At 67.9% G+C, this 17,701-nt stretch carries 15 protein-coding genes; 10 read left to right on the forward strand and 5 right to left on the reverse strand.

Annotated elements, in window-relative coordinates:
• Window positions 1-17: 17 nt before the first annotated feature.
• The 9 genes from FEZ61_RS04110 (at window position 18) to argE (ending at window position 11,338) form a co-directional block, all read left to right on the forward strand.
• Window positions 18-1,310, forward strand: a complete 1,293-nt coding sequence (locus FEZ61_RS04110; RefSeq protein ID WP_173147376.1) for an FAD-binding oxidoreductase — start codon at window positions 18-20, stop codon at window positions 1,308-1,310.
• Window positions 1,311-1,919: 609 nt separating this feature from the next.
• On the forward strand, window positions 1,920-3,557 hold the full coding sequence (locus FEZ61_RS04115) for an ABC transporter substrate-binding protein (RefSeq protein ID WP_093255822.1): 1,638 nt from the start codon (window positions 1,920-1,922) through the stop codon (window positions 3,555-3,557).
• Window positions 3,558-3,629: 72 nt separating this feature from the next.
• Window positions 3,630-4,586: an ABC transporter permease gene (locus FEZ61_RS04120; protein ID WP_093255819.1), complete on the forward strand. Its 957-nt coding sequence runs from the start codon at window positions 3,630-3,632 to the stop codon at window positions 4,584-4,586.
• On the forward strand, window positions 4,583-5,485 hold the full coding sequence (locus tag FEZ61_RS04125; RefSeq protein ID WP_093255816.1) for an ABC transporter permease: 903 nt from the start codon (window positions 4,583-4,585) through the stop codon (window positions 5,483-5,485). The genes FEZ61_RS04120 and FEZ61_RS04125 overlap by 4 nt, the downstream gene beginning before the upstream one ends.
• A gap of 1 nt (window position 5,486) precedes the next feature.
• A complete protein-coding gene (locus FEZ61_RS04130; RefSeq protein WP_093255813.1) occupies window positions 5,487-7,331 on the forward strand; it encodes an ABC transporter ATP-binding protein in 1,845 nt (614 codons plus the stop codon).
• Window positions 7,328-7,633: a (2Fe-2S)-binding protein gene (locus FEZ61_RS04135; protein ID WP_093255810.1), complete on the forward strand. Its 306-nt coding sequence runs from the start codon at window positions 7,328-7,330 to the stop codon at window positions 7,631-7,633. Before FEZ61_RS04130 ends, FEZ61_RS04135 begins: the two co-directional genes overlap by 4 nt.
• The gene (locus FEZ61_RS04140; RefSeq protein WP_173147378.1) at window positions 7,618-9,033 is read left to right on the forward strand and encodes an FAD/NAD(P)-binding oxidoreductase; all 1,416 of its coding nucleotides are present in this window, start codon (window positions 7,618-7,620) and stop codon (window positions 9,031-9,033) included. Before FEZ61_RS04135 ends, FEZ61_RS04140 begins: the two co-directional genes overlap by 16 nt.
• Complete coding sequence (locus tag FEZ61_RS04145) at window positions 9,030-10,190, forward strand: FAD-binding oxidoreductase (RefSeq protein WP_173147380.1); 1,161 nt, start codon at window positions 9,030-9,032, stop codon at window positions 10,188-10,190. The genes FEZ61_RS04140 and FEZ61_RS04145 overlap by 4 nt, the downstream gene beginning before the upstream one ends.
• Window positions 10,187-11,338, forward strand: coding sequence for an acetylornithine deacetylase (gene argE / locus FEZ61_RS04150; protein ID WP_093255803.1), 1,152 nt, complete (start codon window positions 10,187-10,189; stop codon window positions 11,336-11,338). Before FEZ61_RS04145 ends, argE begins: the two co-directional genes overlap by 4 nt.
• 18 nt (window positions 11,339-11,356) lie before the next feature.
• Here argE and FEZ61_RS04155 read toward each other — a convergent pair whose 3' ends face one another.
• The gene (locus FEZ61_RS04155; RefSeq protein WP_173147382.1) at window positions 11,357-12,283 is read right to left on the reverse strand and encodes a glyoxylate/hydroxypyruvate reductase A; all 927 of its coding nucleotides are present in this window, start codon (window positions 12,281-12,283) and stop codon (window positions 11,357-11,359) included.
• 231 nt (window positions 12,284-12,514) lie between these two features.
• Between FEZ61_RS04155 and FEZ61_RS04160 the strand changes: the two genes are divergently transcribed.
• The gene (locus tag FEZ61_RS04160) at window positions 12,515-13,228 is read left to right on the forward strand and encodes a cupin domain-containing protein (RefSeq protein WP_173147384.1); all 714 of its coding nucleotides are present in this window, start codon (window positions 12,515-12,517) and stop codon (window positions 13,226-13,228) included.
• Window positions 13,229-13,280: 52 nt separating this feature from the next.
• On the opposite strand, the gene FEZ61_RS04165 is transcribed toward FEZ61_RS04160, so the two are convergent.
• From FEZ61_RS04165 to FEZ61_RS04180, 4 genes are all read right to left on the reverse strand, one after another.
• Window positions 13,281-13,772, reverse strand: coding sequence for a winged helix-turn-helix transcriptional regulator (locus tag FEZ61_RS04165; protein ID WP_007161776.1), 492 nt, complete (start codon window positions 13,770-13,772; stop codon window positions 13,281-13,283).
• A gap of 29 nt (window positions 13,773-13,801) precedes the next feature.
• Entirely contained in the window at window positions 13,802-14,491 is a 690-nt protein-coding gene (locus tag FEZ61_RS04170) for a hypothetical protein (protein ID WP_173147386.1), read from the reverse strand.
• Between the two features lie 54 nt (window positions 14,492-14,545).
• Complete coding sequence (gabT, locus tag FEZ61_RS04175; RefSeq protein ID WP_173147388.1) at window positions 14,546-15,835, reverse strand: 4-aminobutyrate--2-oxoglutarate transaminase; 1,290 nt, start codon at window positions 15,833-15,835, stop codon at window positions 14,546-14,548.
• Window positions 15,836-16,137: 302 nt separating this feature from the next.
• Window positions 16,138-17,601, reverse strand: coding sequence for an NAD-dependent succinate-semialdehyde dehydrogenase (locus FEZ61_RS04180; protein WP_173147390.1), 1,464 nt, complete (start codon window positions 17,599-17,601; stop codon window positions 16,138-16,140).
• Between the last annotated feature and the right edge of the window lie 100 nt (window positions 17,602-17,701).

The following is a 17,701-nucleotide window of genomic DNA, read 5'->3' on the forward strand; positions in this document are numbered from 1 at the left end:
TGCCGGAGCGCCCGCCCATGAGTCTTGGCCCAGCATCGTCCGATTCCTACTGGCTCGCGACCGCGCCGGGCTTTACCGGGGCCACCCCCGGGCCGGTCGCGGGCGAGGTGGATGTCGCCATCATCGGCGGCGGCTTCACCGGGCTCTCCGCGGCCGTCGCCCTGCGCCGGCGCGGTGCCAGCGTGGCGGTGCTGGAGGCCGGTCGGGTGATCGGCGAAGCCTCCGGACGCAACGGCGGCCACTGCAACACCGGCGTCGCCCAGGACTACGCGGCCCTGCACGCCAGCCTGGGGGCCGAAAAGGCCCGGGCCTTCTACCAGGCCTATGCCGATGCGGTGGCCAGCGTCGAGGCGGTGATCGCCGAAGAGGGCATCGCCTGCGATTTCCACAAGGCCGGCAAGCTCAAGCTGGCGGCCAAGCCGCAGCACTACGACAACCTGGCGCGCACCTGCGAACTGATCCGCCAGGAGGTGGATCCGCAGGTCGAACTGCTCAGCGCTGCCCAGGTGCGGGTCGAGGTGGCATCAGATGATTTCCATGGGGGGCTGCTGCAGCACAACGGTGCCCAGATGCACATGGGCCGCTTTGGCGTAGGGCTGGCGGACGCGGCGGTGCGACGGGGCGCCCAGGTCTACGAGGGCGCGGCGGTGAGCGATCTGCAGCGCCTGCCCGATGGTAGCTTTCGGGTGATCAGCGCCAAGGGCGAGTTGCGCGCCCGCCAGGTACTGGTGGCCACGGGCAACGCCAGCGTCGGCCCCTTCCAGTGGTTTCGTCGCCGCATCGCCTCGGTGGGCAGTTTCATCATCGCCACGGCGCCGCTGCCCAAGGCGCAGCTGGACGAACTGCTGCCCAATCGGCGCACCTATGTCACCAGCCGCATCATCGGCAACTATTTCCGCACCACGCCGGATCTCCGGCTGATCTTTGGCGGGCGGGCGCGTTTCGCCCTGTCCGATCCGCGCCAGGACGCCAAGAGCGGCGCCGTGCTGCGCAACGCCCTGGGCCAGCTGTTTCCCGGCCTGGCCCGGACACCCATCGACTATTGCTGGGGCGGTCTGGTGGACATGACCGCCGACCGCCTGCCTCGCGCCGGCGAGCAGGATGGCCTGTTCTACGCCATGGGCTACAGCGGCCACGGGGTGCAGATGTCGGTGCACATGGGCGGGGTGATGGCCGAGGTGCTGGAAGGGCGCAGCCAGGCCAATCCCTGGCGGGTGCTGGACTGGCCGGCTATTCCCGGCCACTTTGGCAAGCCCTGGTTCCTGCCGCTGGTAGGGTTGTATTACCGGGTCCAGGATCGCCTGCACTAGGTTCTGTACGAAAAGTGCCTGCGCTCGGTGATGCTTCGTTGAAAAAGGCCTGGATCGCCAGCCGGTCGGAATGCTCATTTACCGCTCGTAAACTCCGCTTCCTCAGCCTTTTTCGCCTCGCCTGACCTTCGCTCGTCGACTTTTCGTACAGAACCTAGATCCTGAGCAACGAACCGCGCGCCCGGACCTGCCAACCAACCGCAGCGTCAAGGCGGGCGGTTTTGTCGTTTCTGCAGGCCAACGGGCGGTTTGGCATTTTCCCCTGTGCCAGGCAGGTGGCCAGCGTGAAAGCTGCTGCGAGGGTCGGCGTTCGCATCTTGTACCTGGTCGGAAACGCCGCTCCGCTGGCCAGCGAGACGGCTGGCAGCGCGCCAAACCCGGGCATGGGCAGCCCCGTTGCGCTGTGGCGACGCACACCGCAAACAATGCTGAGCGGCTTGGCCAAAACGGTCTTTTCTGTCTCGTCGCCTGCTCAATTCGACCGTATTCGACGAAGGGCCGGTGCTGTAATGAACCAGGCCGTGCGACACGGCGGCCACGAGGACAGTGCCGCAGGCCCGGGGAGGGGATCGCGGCGCTGGTGACAGAGCCCCCAACGAGCGAGCCGACATGACCGAGAAAAAGACTGGAAGTCCCCTGATAGGTGCTGCTGAAAGCGTGCGTGCCTTCGAGGCCCTGCAGCGGGGTGTGTCGCGGCGCGATGCGCTCCGCCTGCTCGGCGCCGCCGGGCTGCTGGCGACCGGCGTGGGCAGTCTGCTCGGCCGTGATGGTCAGGCCTTCGCGGCAGAAGATGCGGTCACCGGCACCCCGCGTCGCGGCGGTCGGGTGCGCGCCGCGGCGGCGGGTTCGTCCACCGCCGATACCCTCGACCCGGCCCGTGGCGCCTTTTCCGGTGACTACGCGCGCCACTATTTCTTCTACAACGGCCTGACCGTGTTCGACAGCCATCTGGAGCCGCAGATGGCCCTGGCCACCAGCTTCGACACCCAGGACGCCCTGACCTGGACGATCAAGCTGCGCCAGGGCGTGCAGTTCCATAACGGCAAGACCTTCGACAGCGCCGACGTCGTCTACTCGCTGCTGCGCCACAAGGACCCGGCGGTGGGCTCCAAGGTCAAGGCGCTGGCCGACCAGTTCGCCGAGATCACCGCGGTGTCATCCGACGAGGTGCGTATCCGCCTGGTGTCGCCGAATTCCGAGTTGCCCGCCGTACTGGCCATCTCGCCGTTCCTGATCATCGCCGATGGCACCAAGGACTTCTCCACCGCCAACGGCACCGGCCCCTTCAAGGTCAAGGAATTCAAGCCGGGGGTGCGCACCGTCGGCACGCGCAACGAAAACTACTGGAAGTCCGGCAAGCCCTATCTGGACGAGATCGAGCTGATCGGCATCGGCGACGAACCCTCGCGGGTCAATGCGCTGCTGGCCGGTGACGTCCAGCTGACCGTCTCGGTGGATCCGCGCTCCGCCGACCGCCTCAAGCAGAGCGGCAAACTCAAGATCGTGGCCAACACCTCGGGTGGCTACACCGATCTGATCATGCGCATCCCTAATCGGCCGTTCAACGATCCCAATGTGGTCGAGGGGATGAAGCTGCTGTTCGACCGCGAGCAGATCCTCAAGTCGGTGTTCCTGGGCTACGGCACCATCGGCAACGACCAGCCGATCATGCCCGGCACTCCCTATCACGCCGCGGACCTGCCGCAACGGCCCTATGATCCGGACAAGGCTAAGTTCCTTTTCCAGAAAGCCGGGATCGCCGGTGCGCGGATGCCGCTGGTGACCTCCACCGCCGCCGACAACGCCAACGAGATGGCCCTGGTGCTGCAGCAGTCGGCACGCCAGGCCGGGCTCAACCTGATGGTCAACCGGGTCAGTGCCGACGGCTACTGGGACAACCACTGGATGAAGGATCCCCTGGGCTTCGGCAACATCAACGCCCGACCCACTGCCAACATCCTGCTATCGCAGTTCTTCAAGTCCGATGCACCCTGGAACGAATCGGGCTGGAAGAACGAGCAATTCGACCAGTTGCTGGTGGCTTCCCGTGGCGAGACCGACCTGGCCAAGCGCAAGCAGATGTACGCCGACATGCAGTTGCTGATCCACCAGCACGCCGGCATCGGCTTGCCGATCTTCACCAGTTCCATCGATGCCCATTCGCCCAAGCTCGGCGGCTACGGAATCATCCCTATCGGGGGCTTCATGGGCTACATGTTCGCCGAACACGTCTGGCTGGAGGCCTGACGCCCGGTGCCTGACGGCGAGTCGGTCCGCAGGGACAGGACTCGCCACTCCACGCTCAAGCAGGAGGTGGCTTTGGACCTTTCCGTGTTTTCCCTCATCGCCAGACGCCTCGGGGGCGGGTTGCTGACCCTGCTCATCGTCTCGTTGCTGGTGTTCTTCGTCTCGGCGCTGTTGCCGGGCGATGCCGCGCAGCAGGCCCTGGGCCAGTTCGCGCTGCCCGAGCAGGTCGCGGCGCTGCGCGCCCAGATGGGCCTCGACCAGCCGGCGCTGCTGCGCTACTTCCACTGGCTGAGCGGCCTGCTGCACGGCGATCTCGGCCAGTCGCTGGCCAGCCAGATGCCCATCTCCGCCATGATCGGCGATCGGCTCGGCGGCTCCCTGATGCTGGCCGGGGTCACCGCCCTGGTGTCGGTGCCCCTGGCACTGGGCCTGGGCATCGTCTCGGCGATGAACGCCGGCGGCCGCCTGGACCGCGCCCTCAACGTCTTCACCCTGGGCATCGTCGCGGTACCGGAATTCCTGGTGGCGACCCTCGCGGTCCTGGTCTTCGCCGTGCACCTGCAGTGGACCTCGGCGCTGACCTTCGCCCACGACATCGCCGGCCCCCTGGACTTCCTGCGTGCCTATGCCTTGCCGGTGGGCACCCTGTGCTGCGTGATCGTGGCGCAGATGGCGCGCATGACTCGGGCGGCCCTGGTGGAGCAGCTGCAGAGTCCCTATGTGGAGATGGCCCGGCTCAAGGGCGTCGGTCCGGTGCGCGCCGTGCTGCGCCATGCCTTGCCCAACGCCGTGGGGCCCATCGCCAACTCCATCGCCCTGAGTCTTTCCTACCTGATGGGCGGGGTGGTGATCGTCGAGACCATCTTCAACTACCCGGGCATCGCCCAGCTGATGGTGGACGGCGTCGCCAGTCGCGACCTGCCGCTGATCCAGGCCTGCGCCATGCTGTTCTGCTGCGCCTACCTGGTGCTCATGACCCTGGCGGATCTCTGCGCCATCCTGTCCAATCCGAGGCTGAGAACGCTATGACCCGACCCGTGACTCCCGTACGTGCCGCGTCCGTCCTGCCGGTGGACGGCAAGACGCTCGATGCCCAGCTGTCGCCGCCGCGCACTCGTCGCCGCGCGCGTTGGTCACTGACCGGACTGCTCGGTGGCATCCTGGTGGCCTTCTGGCTATTCCTCGCCGTGTTCGGCGCCTGGCTCGCGCCCTATGACCCAGGCGCCCTGGGCGACAGCGCGGTGCTGGCCGGCTACAGCGCCGCCCATCCGCTGGGCACCGATTACCTGGGCCGTGATGTGCTCAGCCGCATCCTCGACGGTGCCCGCTTCACCGTGGGTCTGGCCTTGATCGCGGCCGTGCTGGCCTGCGTGCTCGGCACCGGTCTCGGTCTGCTCGCGGCGCTGTCCGGGCGCTGGGTGGACGAGCCGCTGTCGCGATTGATCGATGCGCTGATCTCCCTGCCGAGCAAGATGCTGGCGCTGGTGATGGTCTCGGCCTTCGGCTCCTCGGTGCCCTTGCTGATCGTCATGGCGGTGGTGGGTTATGCCCCCGGCTGCTATCGGATCGCCCGCAGCCTGGCGATGAATCTCATCGAGCTGGAATACGTCCAGGTCGCCCGCACCCGTGGCGAGGGCCGGCTGTATATCGCCCTGCGCGAGATGCTGCCCAACATGCGCCTGCCGCTGCTCACCGACCTGGGCCTGAGATTCGTCTATATCGTGCTGCTGCTCAGTGGCATGAGCTTTCTTGGTCTCGGCGTGCAGCCGCCCAACGCCGACCTGGGCTCCCTGGTGCGGGAAAACATCGGTGGTCTGGCCGACGGCGCCCCGGCGGTGCTGATGCCGGCGCTGGCCATCGGCACCCTGACCGTGGGCGTCAACCTGCTCATCGACCGGTTCGGCGCGCGACGCCGGGGAGGGCGCTGAGATGGAATTGCTGGTAGAGGTCAAGGACCTGCGCGTGGTCGCCCAAGGCGACGACGGCAGCGAAACCCCCATCGTCAAGGACGTCGACTTCAACCTGGCCAAGGGTGAGGTGCTGGCGCTGATCGGCGAGTCCGGCTCGGGCAAGACCACCATCGCCCTGTCGCTGCTCGGCTATGCCCGTGAGGGTTGCCGACTGGCCGGCGGCTCGATCCGCGTCGGCGATACCCAGGTGCTGGAGCTGGACGTCGCTGGCCTGCGCCGCCTGCGCGGTCGCACCGTGGCCTATATCGCCCAGAGCGCCGCGGCGGCCTTCAACCCGTCGCGGCGCCTGATGGAACAGATCATCGAGAGCGCTCTGATCCATGGTGTACTGACGCGCCAGGAAGCCGAAGCGCGGGCGCTGCAACTGTTCAGGGAGCTGGCGCTGCCGGATCCCGAGCACATCGGTCAGCGCTATCCGCACCAGGTCTCGGGCGGTCAATTGCAGCGGCTGATGGCGGCCATGGCGCTGATCACCGATCCGACCCTGGTGATCCTCGACGAACCCACCACGGCGCTGGACGTGACCACCCAGATCGAGGTGCTGCGGGTGTTCAAGCAGGTGGTCCGAGAGCGTGGCGTGACCGCTATCTACGTCTCCCATGACCTGGCCGTGGTGGCCCAGATGGCCGACCGTATCCTGGTGCTCAACGGCGGCGAGGTCTATGAGAATCGCCGCACCGAGCGGCTGCTCGCCAGCGCCCGCCATCCCTATACCCGCAGCCTGCTGGCCGCGGCCCAGCCGGAACCCCTGGCGGAACGTGGCCTGCCGACCGTCGACAGCCAGGCGCCGGTGCTGGAGATCAAGGACCTGGTGGCCGGCTATGGCCCCATCGGCGCCGACGACCTGCCGCGTTATCGGGTGCTGGAGGGTATCGATCTGCGTATCGGCGCCGGCCAGGCGCTGGGGGTCATCGGCGAATCCGGCTCCGGCAAGTCGACCCTGGCGCGGGTCATTGCCGGCTTGCTGCCGCCGGCCCAGGGCAGCGTGCGCCTGGGTGGCGAACTCCTGCCGCCGGGCCTGGAAGGACGCACCCGCGAGCAGTTCCGCCGGGTGCAGCTGGTCTACCAGAATGCCGACACGGCGCTCAATCCAGCCCATAGCGTGGAGCGCATCCTCACGCGTCCACTGGAGACCTATCACGCCTTCGACAAGGCCACCCGTCAGCGCAAGGTTCGCGAATTGCTCGACCGGGTGCAGCTGCCGGCCAGTCTGGCCAGCCGGCGACCGGGCGAGCTGTCCGGCGGCCAGAAGCAGCGGGTCAACCTGGCACGCGCCCTGGCCGCCGAACCCGAGCTGATCCTCTGCGACGAGGTGACCTCGGCGCTGGATACCGTGGTCGGCGCGGCCATTCTCGACCTGCTCGCCGAACTGCGCCGCGAGCTGGGGCTGGCCTATCTGTTCATCAGCCACGACATCTCTACGGTGCGCAGCCTTTGCGACGAGGTGCTGGTGCTCTATTCCGGGCAGCCCGTGGAACTCGGCACCCCCGCCACACTGCAGCATCCGCCGCTGCACCCCTACACCGAATTGCTCACTGCCTCGGTGCCCGCGCTGCGCCAGGGCTGGCTGGAAGAACAACCGGTCCGCACGCTGCTGCCCCTGGCCTCGTCGGCTCCGGCCAGCGGACGCCTCTGCAGCTTCCTGCAGCGTTGCCCGGTACGGCTGGAAGGGCGCTGCGACCGGGTGCCGCCACGACCCCAGACGCTGGCCGGCGGCAACCGCATCCTCTGTCACCATGATGGCGAGACCCTGCAACGTCTGCAGGGTGGCGCCGTGCTGCATTCCCAAGGAGTTCGCGCATGACTTCCCGCTTCCAGCGACTCGCCGAAACCGGCCGGCCGCAGGTCAGTCTCACCGTCGATGGCCTGCCGGTCACGGCCCTGGTCGGCGATACCCTGATGGTCGCCTTGCTCGCCAACGGCCCGGCGCTGCGGCGTTCCGAATTCGGTGACGAGCGCCGTGCCGGCTTCTGCCTGATGGGCGCCTGTCAGGATTGCTGGGTGTGGACCGCCGAGGGCGAGCGCCTGCGTGCCTGCGGCACCGAGGTCCGCGAAGGGCTGCAGATCCTCACCGCGCAACCGGAGGCCATATGGAATCTGGCCTAGCCCAACCGGGCAAGAGCACTCCCCGGGTGGTCATCGTCGGCGCCGGTCCGGCCGGCGTGCGGTGCGCCGAGACCCTGCTGGCCGCCGGCGTCACCCCGGTGGTGATCGACGAGAATCGGCGCGACGGCGGTCAGATCTATCGTCGTCAGCCCGAGGGCTTCCAGCGGGCCTATGCCACCCTCTATGGCAGCGAGGCGGCCAAGGCAGAGGACCTGCACCGCACCTTCGACGGCCTGCGCGGACGCCTCGATTACCGCCCCGACACCCTGGCCTGGCACCTGCACGAGCGCACCCTCTACACGGTGCAGGGCAATCGCCAGCGGACCCTGGACTTCGACGCCCTGGTGCTCTGTACCGGCGCAAGCGACCGCCTGCTGCCGGTACCGGGCTGGAACCTGGCCGGCACCTATACCCTGGGCGGCGCCCAGATCGCCCTCAAGGCCCAGGCGGTGTCCATCGGCCGGCGGGTGATCTTCATGGGCAGCGGTCCCTTGCTCTATCTGGTCGCCAGCCAGTATCAGCAGGCCGGGGCCACGGTGGCGGCGGTGCTCGATACCGCGCCCCTGCGCCTGCGCGCCCTCGCCACCCCCAAGCTGCTGGCCCGCCCGGGTGTGGCCTGGAAGGGCGTGCAGCTCATGGCCTCGCTCAAGCGCGCCGGGGTGCCCTTGCACCTGGGCGTCACCCCGCTGGAGATCCTGGGCGATGCCGAGCAGGGCGTGCGTGGCGTGGCCTTCGCCGATGCCCGCGGACTGCGTCAGGAGGTGGTCGGCGACGCCGTGGGGCTGGGCTACCACCTGCGTCCGGAAACCCAACTGGCCGATCTGGCCCGCTGCGCCTTCGAGTTCGAGCAGGCGACCGGCCAGTGGGTACTGCAACTGGACGGCGACGGCCGCACCTCCACGCCCGGCGTCTATGCCGCCGGGGATGGGGCGCGGGTACGGGGCGCCGACGGCGCCGAGCTGGCCGGGCAACTGGCCGCCTGCGCGGTCCTGACCGATCTCGGCCGCACGCCGCCCACGGGGCTTGCCGAGCGCTGCCGCGAGGGCTTGGCGGTGCAAGAGCGCTTCCGCCTGGGCCTGGCCGAAGCCTTCCCCTGGCCGGCCAGGCAGATGGCGAGCCTGCCGGACACGGCGGTGGTTTGCCGCTGCGAAGGCATCACCGCCGGCGAGTTGCGCGCCGTGGTCCGTGAGAAGGGCGCTCGCGAGGCCAATCGCGCCAAGGCCTTCAGCCGCGTCGGCATGGGTCGCTGCCAGGGTCGCTATTGCGCCCAGGCCGGAGCGGAGATCATCGCCGCCGAATCCGGGGTGCCGGTCGAGACCGTCGGCCGCCTGCGTGGCCAGGCGCCGGTCCGGCCATTGCCGCTGGGGATCATTACCAGCGAAGAGGAGGTTTCATCATGAGCCAGAATGCCGCCAACCAGGCCGACGTCATCATCGTCGGCGCCGGCATCATGGGCAGCGCCAGCGCCTTTTTCCTGCGGCGCCGGGGCTTGTCGGTGCTCCTGCTGGAGCGTGACCAGGTCGGGCGCTTCGCCAGTGGCACCAATTTCGGCAATGTCCGCCGTCAGGGGCGCTACCTGAGTCAGGTAGCGCTCGCCACGCGCTCGCGGGGGGTCTGGGGTCGGCTACCGGAGCTTATCGGAGAGGATCTGGAGTTCATTCCAGGCGGTCATCTGCGGGTGGTCTACGATTCGTCGCGCATCGCCATGCTGCACGAGTATGCACAGGCGCCGGAAACCGCCGCCCTGGAGCTGCAGGTGCTCGAAGGCGCGGCGCTGCACGAGAAGTTTCCCTACCTGGGGCCTGAGGTGGTGGCGGGATCCTATGCACCCCACGATGGCCATGCCAATCCGCGCTTGGCCGCCCCGGCGTTCGCTCGCGCTGCGGTGCGCGAAGGCGTCAATCTCCAGGAAGGGGTCGAGATCACCCAGGTCACCAAGCCGGGCGGTGACTTCCTGGTGCAGGCCGCCGATGGTCGCCGCTACCAGGCGCCACGATTGCTGATCACCGCCGGGGCCTGGGGCAGCCGGCTGTCGAGCCAGTTCGGCGAGCCGGTGCCCATCGAGACCCATGGCCCGCAAATGGGGGTCACCGAGCCCTTGCCCTATGTCTTCAGGGAGGCGGTGGGCGTGTCTTCGCCGCTGGTGAGCGAGACCATCTACTTCCGCCAGATCCCGCGCGGCAACGTGATCTTCGGCGGCTGCTTCCGCACCCGGCCGGATCTGGACACCCGTCTGGCTCGCGCCGAACCCCACGGCCTGCTCAATCAGCTCACCCAGCTGCGCCGCCTGGCGCCGGCCCTGGGGCGGGTCAGCGTGATCCGTACCTGGAGCGGGGTCGAGGGTTACATCGCTGACGACCTACCGATCATGGGCCCCAGCAGCCAGGTCGAGGGGCTTTACTACGCCTTCGGCTTCTGTGGCGCCGGCTTCCAGCTCGGCCCGGGGGTAGGGGACACCATGGCCGAGCTGATCGCCACCGGCCATACCGACACCCCCCTGGCGGCTTTCGACGTGGCCCGTTTCGCGCAACCGCGCCGGGAGAGCCTTGCCGGATGAACAGCCAGGATCTGCTGCGCACCCTGATCGGCTTCCCCACCGTTTCCGCCGACTCCAACCTGGCGCTGATCAGGCATGTGCAGGGGTTGCTGGAAGCCGCCGGCATCGCCTGCCGGCTGGTGCTGGACGAGAGCGGCCGCAAGGCCAATCTCTTCGCCAGCGTGGGGCCTACCGACGTACCGGGGGTGCTGTTGTCCGGGCATACCGATGTGGTGCCGGTGGAAGGCCAGGCCTGGACCTTGCCACCCTTCGCCGGCACCCTGCAGGACGGCCGGATCTACGGGCGCGGTGCCTGCGACATGAAGGGTTTCGTCGCCTGCGCGGTGGTGGCCCTGCTGGACGCCGCTCGCGGTGAACCGCTGAAACGACCCCTGCAGTTGGCGCTCTCCCACGACGAGGAGATTGGTTGCGTCGGTGTACGGCGACTGCTGGAGGTGCTGGAGCTGACTCCGGTGCGGCCTTTCCTCTGCATCGTCGGCGAACCCACGAACATGCAGGTCGCCCTTGGCCACAAAGGCAAGGCGGCGTTGCGCGCCCACTGCCAAGGCCAGGAAGGGCACTCTTCGCGCGCCCCGCTGCACGTCAACGCCATCCACCTGGCCAGCGATCTGGTCACGGCCCTGCGCACCAGCCAGCGGCGCCTGGCGGAAGAGGGCGCCCGTGACGCGGCCTACGACATTCCCTACACCACCCTGCATGTCGGCCGGATCGATGGCGGCAAGGCGCTGAATATCGTGCCCAATCTCTGCACCCTGGATTTCGAGATCCGCCACCTGCCGGCGGACGATCCCGCCAGCCTGGTGGCCAAGCTGCAGGAAACGGCGGACCGCCTGGTCAGGGAGGCGCGGCAGACGTCAGCCAAGGCTGCCATCGAGATCGAGACGGTCAATGCCTATCCAGGCCTGGACACCCATCCCAGTGTCGAAGCCGTGCGCTTCCTGCAGACCCTGGTCGAGCCCGGCACTGCCCAGCTCAAGGTGGCCTTCGGCACCGAGGGCGGCCTCTTCGCCAATCGTCTGGACACCCCGGTGGTGGTCTGCGGGCCCGGCAGCATCGAGCAGGCGCACAAGCCCGATGAGTACGTCGAGATCAGCCAGCTGGAAGCCTGTGATGCCTTGCTCGGACGGTTGCGAGTGGCCTTGGGCTAAGGCCACCCCGCCTCTCGACTAGTACCCCCGCTGCCGATCGACCAGCCCACGCAGCGGCTCGCCGCGCTGATGGCGGCGGATGTTGTCCAGCAAGACCGTGAAGGCCGTTTCCGGCACCGTCATGGCGCCCACGTGGGGCGTCAGCCAGATGCGCGGATGCTGCCAGAAGGGATGGTCGGCCGTGGGCGGTTCCGGCTCCACCACGTCCAGCATCGCCTGGCTCAGCTGACCGCTGTCCAGCGCCGCCAGCAGATCGGCTTCCACCAGCTGGGCGCCACGGCCCAGGTTGATCAGGCTGGCGCCACGAGGCAGGGCGGCGAACAGTTCGGCATCGAGAATTCCACGCGTTTCCGGGGTCAGGGGCAGCAGGCAGATGAGGATCTCGCAATCGGCGAGAAACGCCGGCAGCTGCTCGGGACCGGCATGACAGCGTACCCCTGGCAGCTCATGGGGCGATCGCGACCAGCCCGACAACGCGAAGCCGAAGCTCTTCAGGCACTCCAGCACCGCCTGGCCGATCTGGCCAAGGCCGAGTACCCCGACGCGTCTGTTCTCCGCTGTCACCAGGGCATGTTCCTGCCAGCGCCCCGCGCCTTGCTGGTCGAGGTAGCGCGGCAGCTGGCGATGCAGGGCCAGCACCATGAGCGTCGCGTACTCCACCATGCCGGCGACGATACCGGGATCCAGCATCCGCACCACGGGCAGCGCTGGCGGCAACAGGTTCAGGTCGAACTGGTCGACGCCGGCCGAGGTGGCAAACAGCACCTCCAGATTGGGAAAGCGGTTGGCCAGGTCTTCCGGCGGTTGCCAGCAGGCCAGGTAGCGGACTTCTTCGGGATTGCCCACGTCCGGCCACTGGCGGAAGGCGATATCGGGGGCGCGATCCTGGAACAGGCGTCGCCAGGCCTGGCCACGTTCGGGATCGGCCTTGTAGAGCAGCGTCATGGGAAGGTCTCCGGCAAAGCTCAAGGATGGCGCAAGGGCGCGGTAGTTTGTCCCGAATTCTCCGCTGCCGCCGCCATGATCGGTGGTGCGGTGGAAACTGCGCCGCATCTGGGAAAAACGGCAGCTTCTGTGCTGCCTCGCGCCGGAAACGCCATAACCCGGCCGTCTTGGCGACCGATACTGACCCTGTCCGCGGCATGCCCGCCGCGCCTCTGGTCGTGAGGATCCGCCATGCCCCTGTTGCACTACTGCCAACCGCCCAATGACCGGCAGCTGCCGCGCGCGCTGCAGCCCCTGCACAGTGATCCCCTGGCTGCCGGCCGGGAACTGCACCTGCACGACGACCGCCTGGGCTATGTCATGGGCTGCGCCACCAGCCACTTCGCCGATTGCCAGCTGGATGACTTTCCCTGGGTGGAAGTGAGCATTCTCGAAGCGGGCGAATTGCAGCTGGAGTGGGCCGGTGGCGCCCTGCAGCTCAAGGCCGGCGATGCCTTTGTCCTGCCCCGGGGCCTGAGTTGCCGTTGGCGTCATAGTGGCGAGCTACGTCGCCTGTTCATGGCCTTTCCCGGCCGCGCCAGCGAAGGCGCCATGCCCCAGGCGCCCGTGCTGCTGGATCCCTCGGCTCCGCGCGAACCCTCGTCGCCACCGGCGGCCAGCGTCTTGCTCAGTCCCGAGCCCACGGCCACCGGCTGCGATCTGTTCGAAAGCGGCTGCGGCGCCTTGCGGGTAGGGATGTGGGAATGCACCGGTTACGTGCGCAAGGCAGTGACCAATCCCCATTGCGAACTGATGCTGCTCTATGCCGGCTCTGTGACCCTGGCCGTCGAGGGTGAAGCGCCCTGCAGTGTCAGGGCGGGCGAGGCGGTGCTGGTGCCGGCGGCGACACCCATGGCCTGGGACAGTCGGGAGACGGTACGCAAGCTCTATTGCATCCTGCGCTAGGAACGGCGCGCTCCGGCAGCGGGATGCTGGCGGAGCGTCGAGCCGGGGAGTACTAGCCCGCCTTGATCAAGCTGCGCAGCGGCAGGGCGTTCTTGACCACCGGCGACTTGATGACGATGTAGCTGAAGTACTTTTCGATGCCGACGTTGCGGTCGAGGATGGATTCCATCAATTCCTGGTAGTGACCGATGCTGCTGCACATGAAGCGCAGCAGGTAGTCGTAGCCCCCGCTGATGAGGTGGCATTCGAGGATCTCGTCGACCCCGCGGATAAAGGACTCGAACTTCACGAAGTCGGCGCGCTTGTGGTCGGAGAGGGTGACCTCGGTGAAAACCGTCACCGAGTTGGCGATCTTGGCGAGATTGACGTGGGCCTCGTAGCCACTGATGTAGCCGGCCGCCTCCAGGCGCTTGACCCGCTGCAGGCAGGGGCTGGGGGAGAGGCCCACGGCTTCGGCGAGACTGACATTGGTCATCCGGCCATCCTTCTGCAGCTGCACCAGGATGTTGATGTCGATGCGATCCAGTTTTGTTGCGGCGTCCATCGTCGTTCCTCGCAATCGTGAACGGCAGGTTAGGCACGCAGGGCGGTCTGGTGCGCATGCACCAGGTCGGCGAGACTCGCGTACTCGCACCGCGTGCCATCCAGGGCCTGCCGCGAAAGGTTCCAGGGCCGCGAGCGATCACGGCGCAGGGTACACAGGGGAAAATCCACCAGGGCACTCCAGGGATCGTCCGGTTCACTGCCTCTGATGGGCAGCAAATCCCCACGCGCCAAGCCCAGTTCTTCCAGGGTGTTGTCCAACGCCTGGCGCAGATCGCCACCGCGGTTGGGGATCACGGCGGCGAACACCTCAGGCAAGCGCGCCGTGACCGCTGCCGCCTCGCCGTCATCGGGCGAGGCCAGCAACACCAATCGATAGAACTTGCTCAGGTACTGCAGCGCGCCCGGAGCATCCTCGAACACCGGCCAGCACGACGTGGCGTTTCCAAAAGCCACGCTGGCATCCAGGTCGGCTTCCTGTTGCAACTCCTGCGCCAGTCGCTGGTGAATGCGCAGGTGCAGGCTGGTCTGGCTGGCAGTGGGAGCCGCCTGGCGCATTTCGCGGGCCAGGCGGTGGTAGCTGCCGAGCAGCCAGTCGGGATGGGTGCTCAGGCCCGCCTGCGCCACAAGGGGGCGCAGGGCTTCGAGGATGCCCCCTTCACGGTCGACGAGGGTGCCGTAGCAGGAAAAGCCTAGGGCCTGGTAACGCGTGATTCTCATGGTCGGATTCCCTTGGCGCTGCCACAGCCGGGCCGGGCGGCGTTACGTTTGACCTCAGGCACCAGCCTGGGCGAGAGCCTGGCCGAACATCTGCAAGGCTTCGGCCAGTTGTGCCTCGGTGGTGACCAGAGGCGCCAGGAAACGGATGACATTGCGCTCCACCCCACACTTGATCACCAGCAATCCGGCCTGACGAGCGCCCTCGATGACCTGCTGAGCGAGGGCGGCGTCCGGGCTCCTGCCGTCCGCGCCCACCATCTCCACCGCCAGCATGAAGCCGCGACCGCGGACCTCGCCGATGCGCGGGTGGCGGCGTTGCAAATCGACCAGACCGCTGCGCAGCTGCTCGCCCAGGGCGATCCCACGGGCGACCAGGTCTTCCTCGTCGAAGATGTCCAGGACCGCCAGGGCCGCGGCGCAGGCCAGGGCGTTGCCGCCGTAGGTACCGCCGAGGCCACCGGGCAGGGGCGCGTCCATGATGGCGGCGCGGCCGACCACCCCGGAAAGCGGCAGGCCGCCGGCCAGGCTCTTGGCCACCGTCACCAGGTCGGGCTGGATGCCGGTCTGCTGGAAGGCGAAGAGGCTGCCGGTACGGCCGAAGCCAGTCTGGATCTCGTCCGCGATGAGGACGATACCGTGCTGGTCGCACAGCGCGCGCAACCCCTGGAGGAATTCCACCGGCGCCGGGCGGAAACCGCCGTCGCCCTGTACCGGTTCGATCAGGATGGCAGCCACCTGGTCGGGGGAGACCTGGGTGGCGAGCACTTCGCGCAAGCCGGCCAGGGCCTGCTGGCTGTCCACCCCGCGGAAGGCATCGGGGTAGGGCGCGTGATAGATGTCACCAGGGAAGGGCCCGAAATTCTGCTTGTAGGGCTGGGCGAAGCCGGTAAGGGTCACGCCGAGCAGGGTGCGACCGTGGAAGCCGCCGCGAAAGGCGATCACCCCGGGCCTTTTGGTGTGGGCACGGGCGATCTTGATGGCGTTTTCCACCGCCTCGGCGCCGGAGGTCAGCAGCAGCGTCTTGTAGGCCTCACCATCGCCGATCAGGGTGTTGAGGCGGCTGGCCAGTTCCAGGTAGGGCTCGTAGGCCATCACCTGGAAACTGGCGTGGGAGATCTCCCCGACCTGGCGGCGGACGGCCTCCACCACCCGCGGGTGATTGTGACCGACGTTGAGCACGCCGATGCCGCCGACGAAATCGAGGTAGCGGCGACCATCCACGTCCCAGACCTCGCTGCCCTGGGCGCGGGCCACCACGACGGGGTGGGCGGTGATGATGCCGCGGGGCACGCCTTGTTCGCGATAACCCAGCAGGCGTTCGGTGGCTTTGGCAGCGGAATTCATGCGGCGATACTCCAGGCAGGGGCGAGAGTTCCAGCCTACGCAGGCCCTGGGGTCGGTAACGCTGAAGTTGCTGGCCCCGGCATCGCGATCGGCTGTTTTGCTTGGGGGCGGCGGCATTTTCGGTTGCCTGCCGCCAAAAGCGTTCATAGGCTTTTCTGAAAAGTTGCCGAGGGAAGGTCAGGCAAGGCGAAAATCAGTGAGGAAGCGGAGTTTACGAGTGGTAAATGAGCATTCCGATCGGACTGGCGACCCAGCTGATTTTCAACGCAGCATGGCCGAGCGCAGGCAGTTTTCAGATAAGCCTAGGCGAGGCTGCCGAGGTGCCAGGCCTTCACCTCCAGGTACTCGTCCAACCCCAGGTGCGAACCTTCGCGGCCCAGGCCGGATTGCTTCACGCCGCCGAAGGGTGCGACTTCCATCGACAGGGTGCCGGTGTTGAGCGCCACCATGCCGAAATCCAGCCGTTCGCCCACCCGCCAGGCGCGGCGCAGGTCCTGGGTGTAGTAGTAGGCGGCCAGGCCGTAGGGCGTGGCGTTGGCCAGGGCCAGGGCCTCGGCCTCGTCGCGGAAGCGAAACAACGGCGCCACCGGGCCGAAGGTCTCCTCGCTGGCCAGCAGCATGTCCGCCGTGGCGCCGGTGAGCACCGTGGGGATGACGAACCGGTCACGGCCGCTGGGCAGGCCGCCGAACAGGGCCCTGGCACCCTGGGTCAGGGCGTCGTCGACGTGGCGGGCCACCTTGTCCACCGCCTGGCGATTGATCAGCGGACCCAGCGTCACTCCGGTCTCCAGGCCGTTGCCCACCTTGAACTTGGCGACCTCGGCGGCCAGGCGCTCGGCGAAGCGATCGTGGATGCCGTCCTGTACCAGGATGCGGTTGGCGCAGACGCAGGTCTGGCCGGCGTTGCGGAATTTGCTCTGCAACACCCCGGCGACGGCCAGGTCCAGATCGGCGTCGTCGAAGACGATGAAGGGGGCGTTGCCGCCCAGCTCCATGCTGGTGCGCTTCACCGTGGCCGCGCACTGCGCCAACAGCAGCTGGCCAATGCGGGTGGAGCCGGTGAACGACAGCTTGCGCACCGCCGGATTGCCGGTCAGTTCGCCACCGATGCCGGCGGGCATCCCGGTGAGCACGTTGAATACTCCGGGCGGAAAGCCGGCGCGGTCGGCCAGTTCGGCGAGCGCCAGGGCCGAGAGCGGGGTGAGGTCCGAGGGCTTGATCACCACCGGGCAGCCGGCCGCCAGCGCCGGCGCGGCCTTGCGGGTGATCATGGCGTTGGGGAAATTCCACGGGGTGATGGCGGCGGCGACGCCTACCGGTTGTCTGAGCACCAGCACGCGGCGATCGCGCGTCGGGGCGGGCAGGATGTCGCCAAAGCTGCGCCGGGCTTCCTCGGCGAACCATTTGACGAAGCTGGCGCCATAGGCGATCTCGCCACGGGCCTCGCCCAGGGGCTTGCCCTGTTCCAGGGTCATCAGCAGGGCGAGGTCATTCTGGTGTTCCAGCATCAGGGCGTACCAGCGCTCCAGCAGCGCCGCGCGTTCGGCCGCCGGACGCTCGCGCCAGGCTGGCCAGGCCACTTCCGCCGCGGCGATGGCCCGGGCGGTTTCCGTAGCATCCAGGGCCGCTACCTGGGCGATGGTCTCGCCGGTGGCAGGGTTTTCCACGACGAAGGTGGCACCGTTATCGGCGGTTATCCAGTGGCCGTCGACATAGGCGGATTCCTTGAACAGACGGGGGTCTTGCAGATCGAGGTGCAGCGGCATGGTGGCGCTCCCAAAGGCAGGTCAGGCCCTGAGTCTAGGGAGCGGTGGCGGCGGCGGATGCCGAATTGGCGCTGCACGAGCGGTGGCGGAACGCGTTCGG

The organism is Pseudomonas sp. MS15a(2019) (genome assembly GCF_013277805.1).
Taxonomy (GTDB): Bacteria; Pseudomonadota; Gammaproteobacteria; order Pseudomonadales; family Pseudomonadaceae; genus Chryseomonas; species Chryseomonas benzopyrenica.

Bases quoted from the DNA above. Each gene is read 5' to 3' on its own strand.
- FEZ61_RS04110 (WP_173147376.1), top strand. From the start codon at position 18: ATGAGTCTTGGCCCAGCATCGTCCGATTCCTACTGGCTCGCGACCGCG.
- FEZ61_RS04115 (WP_093255822.1), top strand. From the start codon at position 1,920: ATGACCGAGAAAAAGACTGGAAGTCCCCTGATAGGTGCTGCTGAAAGC.
- FEZ61_RS04125 (WP_093255816.1), top strand. From the start codon at position 4,583: ATGACCCGACCCGTGACTCCCGTACGTGCCGCGTCCGTCCTGCCGGTG.
- FEZ61_RS04130 (WP_093255813.1), top strand. From the start codon at position 5,487: ATGGAATTGCTGGTAGAGGTCAAGGACCTGCGCGTGGTCGCCCAAGGC.
- FEZ61_RS04135 (WP_093255810.1), top strand. From the start codon at position 7,328: ATGACTTCCCGCTTCCAGCGACTCGCCGAAACCGGCCGGCCGCAGGTC.
- FEZ61_RS04140 (WP_173147378.1), top strand. From the start codon at position 7,618: ATGGAATCTGGCCTAGCCCAACCGGGCAAGAGCACTCCCCGGGTGGTC.
- FEZ61_RS04145 (WP_173147380.1), top strand. From the start codon at position 9,030: ATGAGCCAGAATGCCGCCAACCAGGCCGACGTCATCATCGTCGGCGCC.
- argE (WP_093255803.1), top strand. From the start codon at position 10,187: ATGAACAGCCAGGATCTGCTGCGCACCCTGATCGGCTTCCCCACCGTT.
- FEZ61_RS04155 (WP_173147382.1), bottom strand. From the start codon at position 12,283: ATGACGCTGCTCTACAAGGCCGATCCCGAACGTGGCCAGGCCTGGCGA.
- FEZ61_RS04160 (WP_173147384.1), top strand. From the start codon at position 12,515: ATGCCCCTGTTGCACTACTGCCAACCGCCCAATGACCGGCAGCTGCCG.
- FEZ61_RS04165 (WP_007161776.1), bottom strand. From the start codon at position 13,772: ATGGACGCCGCAACAAAACTGGATCGCATCGACATCAACATCCTGGTG.
- FEZ61_RS04170 (WP_173147386.1), bottom strand. From the start codon at position 14,491: ATGAGAATCACGCGTTACCAGGCCCTAGGCTTTTCCTGCTACGGCACC.
- gabT (WP_173147388.1), bottom strand. From the start codon at position 15,835: ATGAATTCCGCTGCCAAAGCCACCGAACGCCTGCTGGGTTATCGCGAA.
- FEZ61_RS04180 (WP_173147390.1), bottom strand. From the start codon at position 17,601: ATGCCGCTGCACCTCGATCTGCAAGACCCCCGTCTGTTCAAGGAATCC.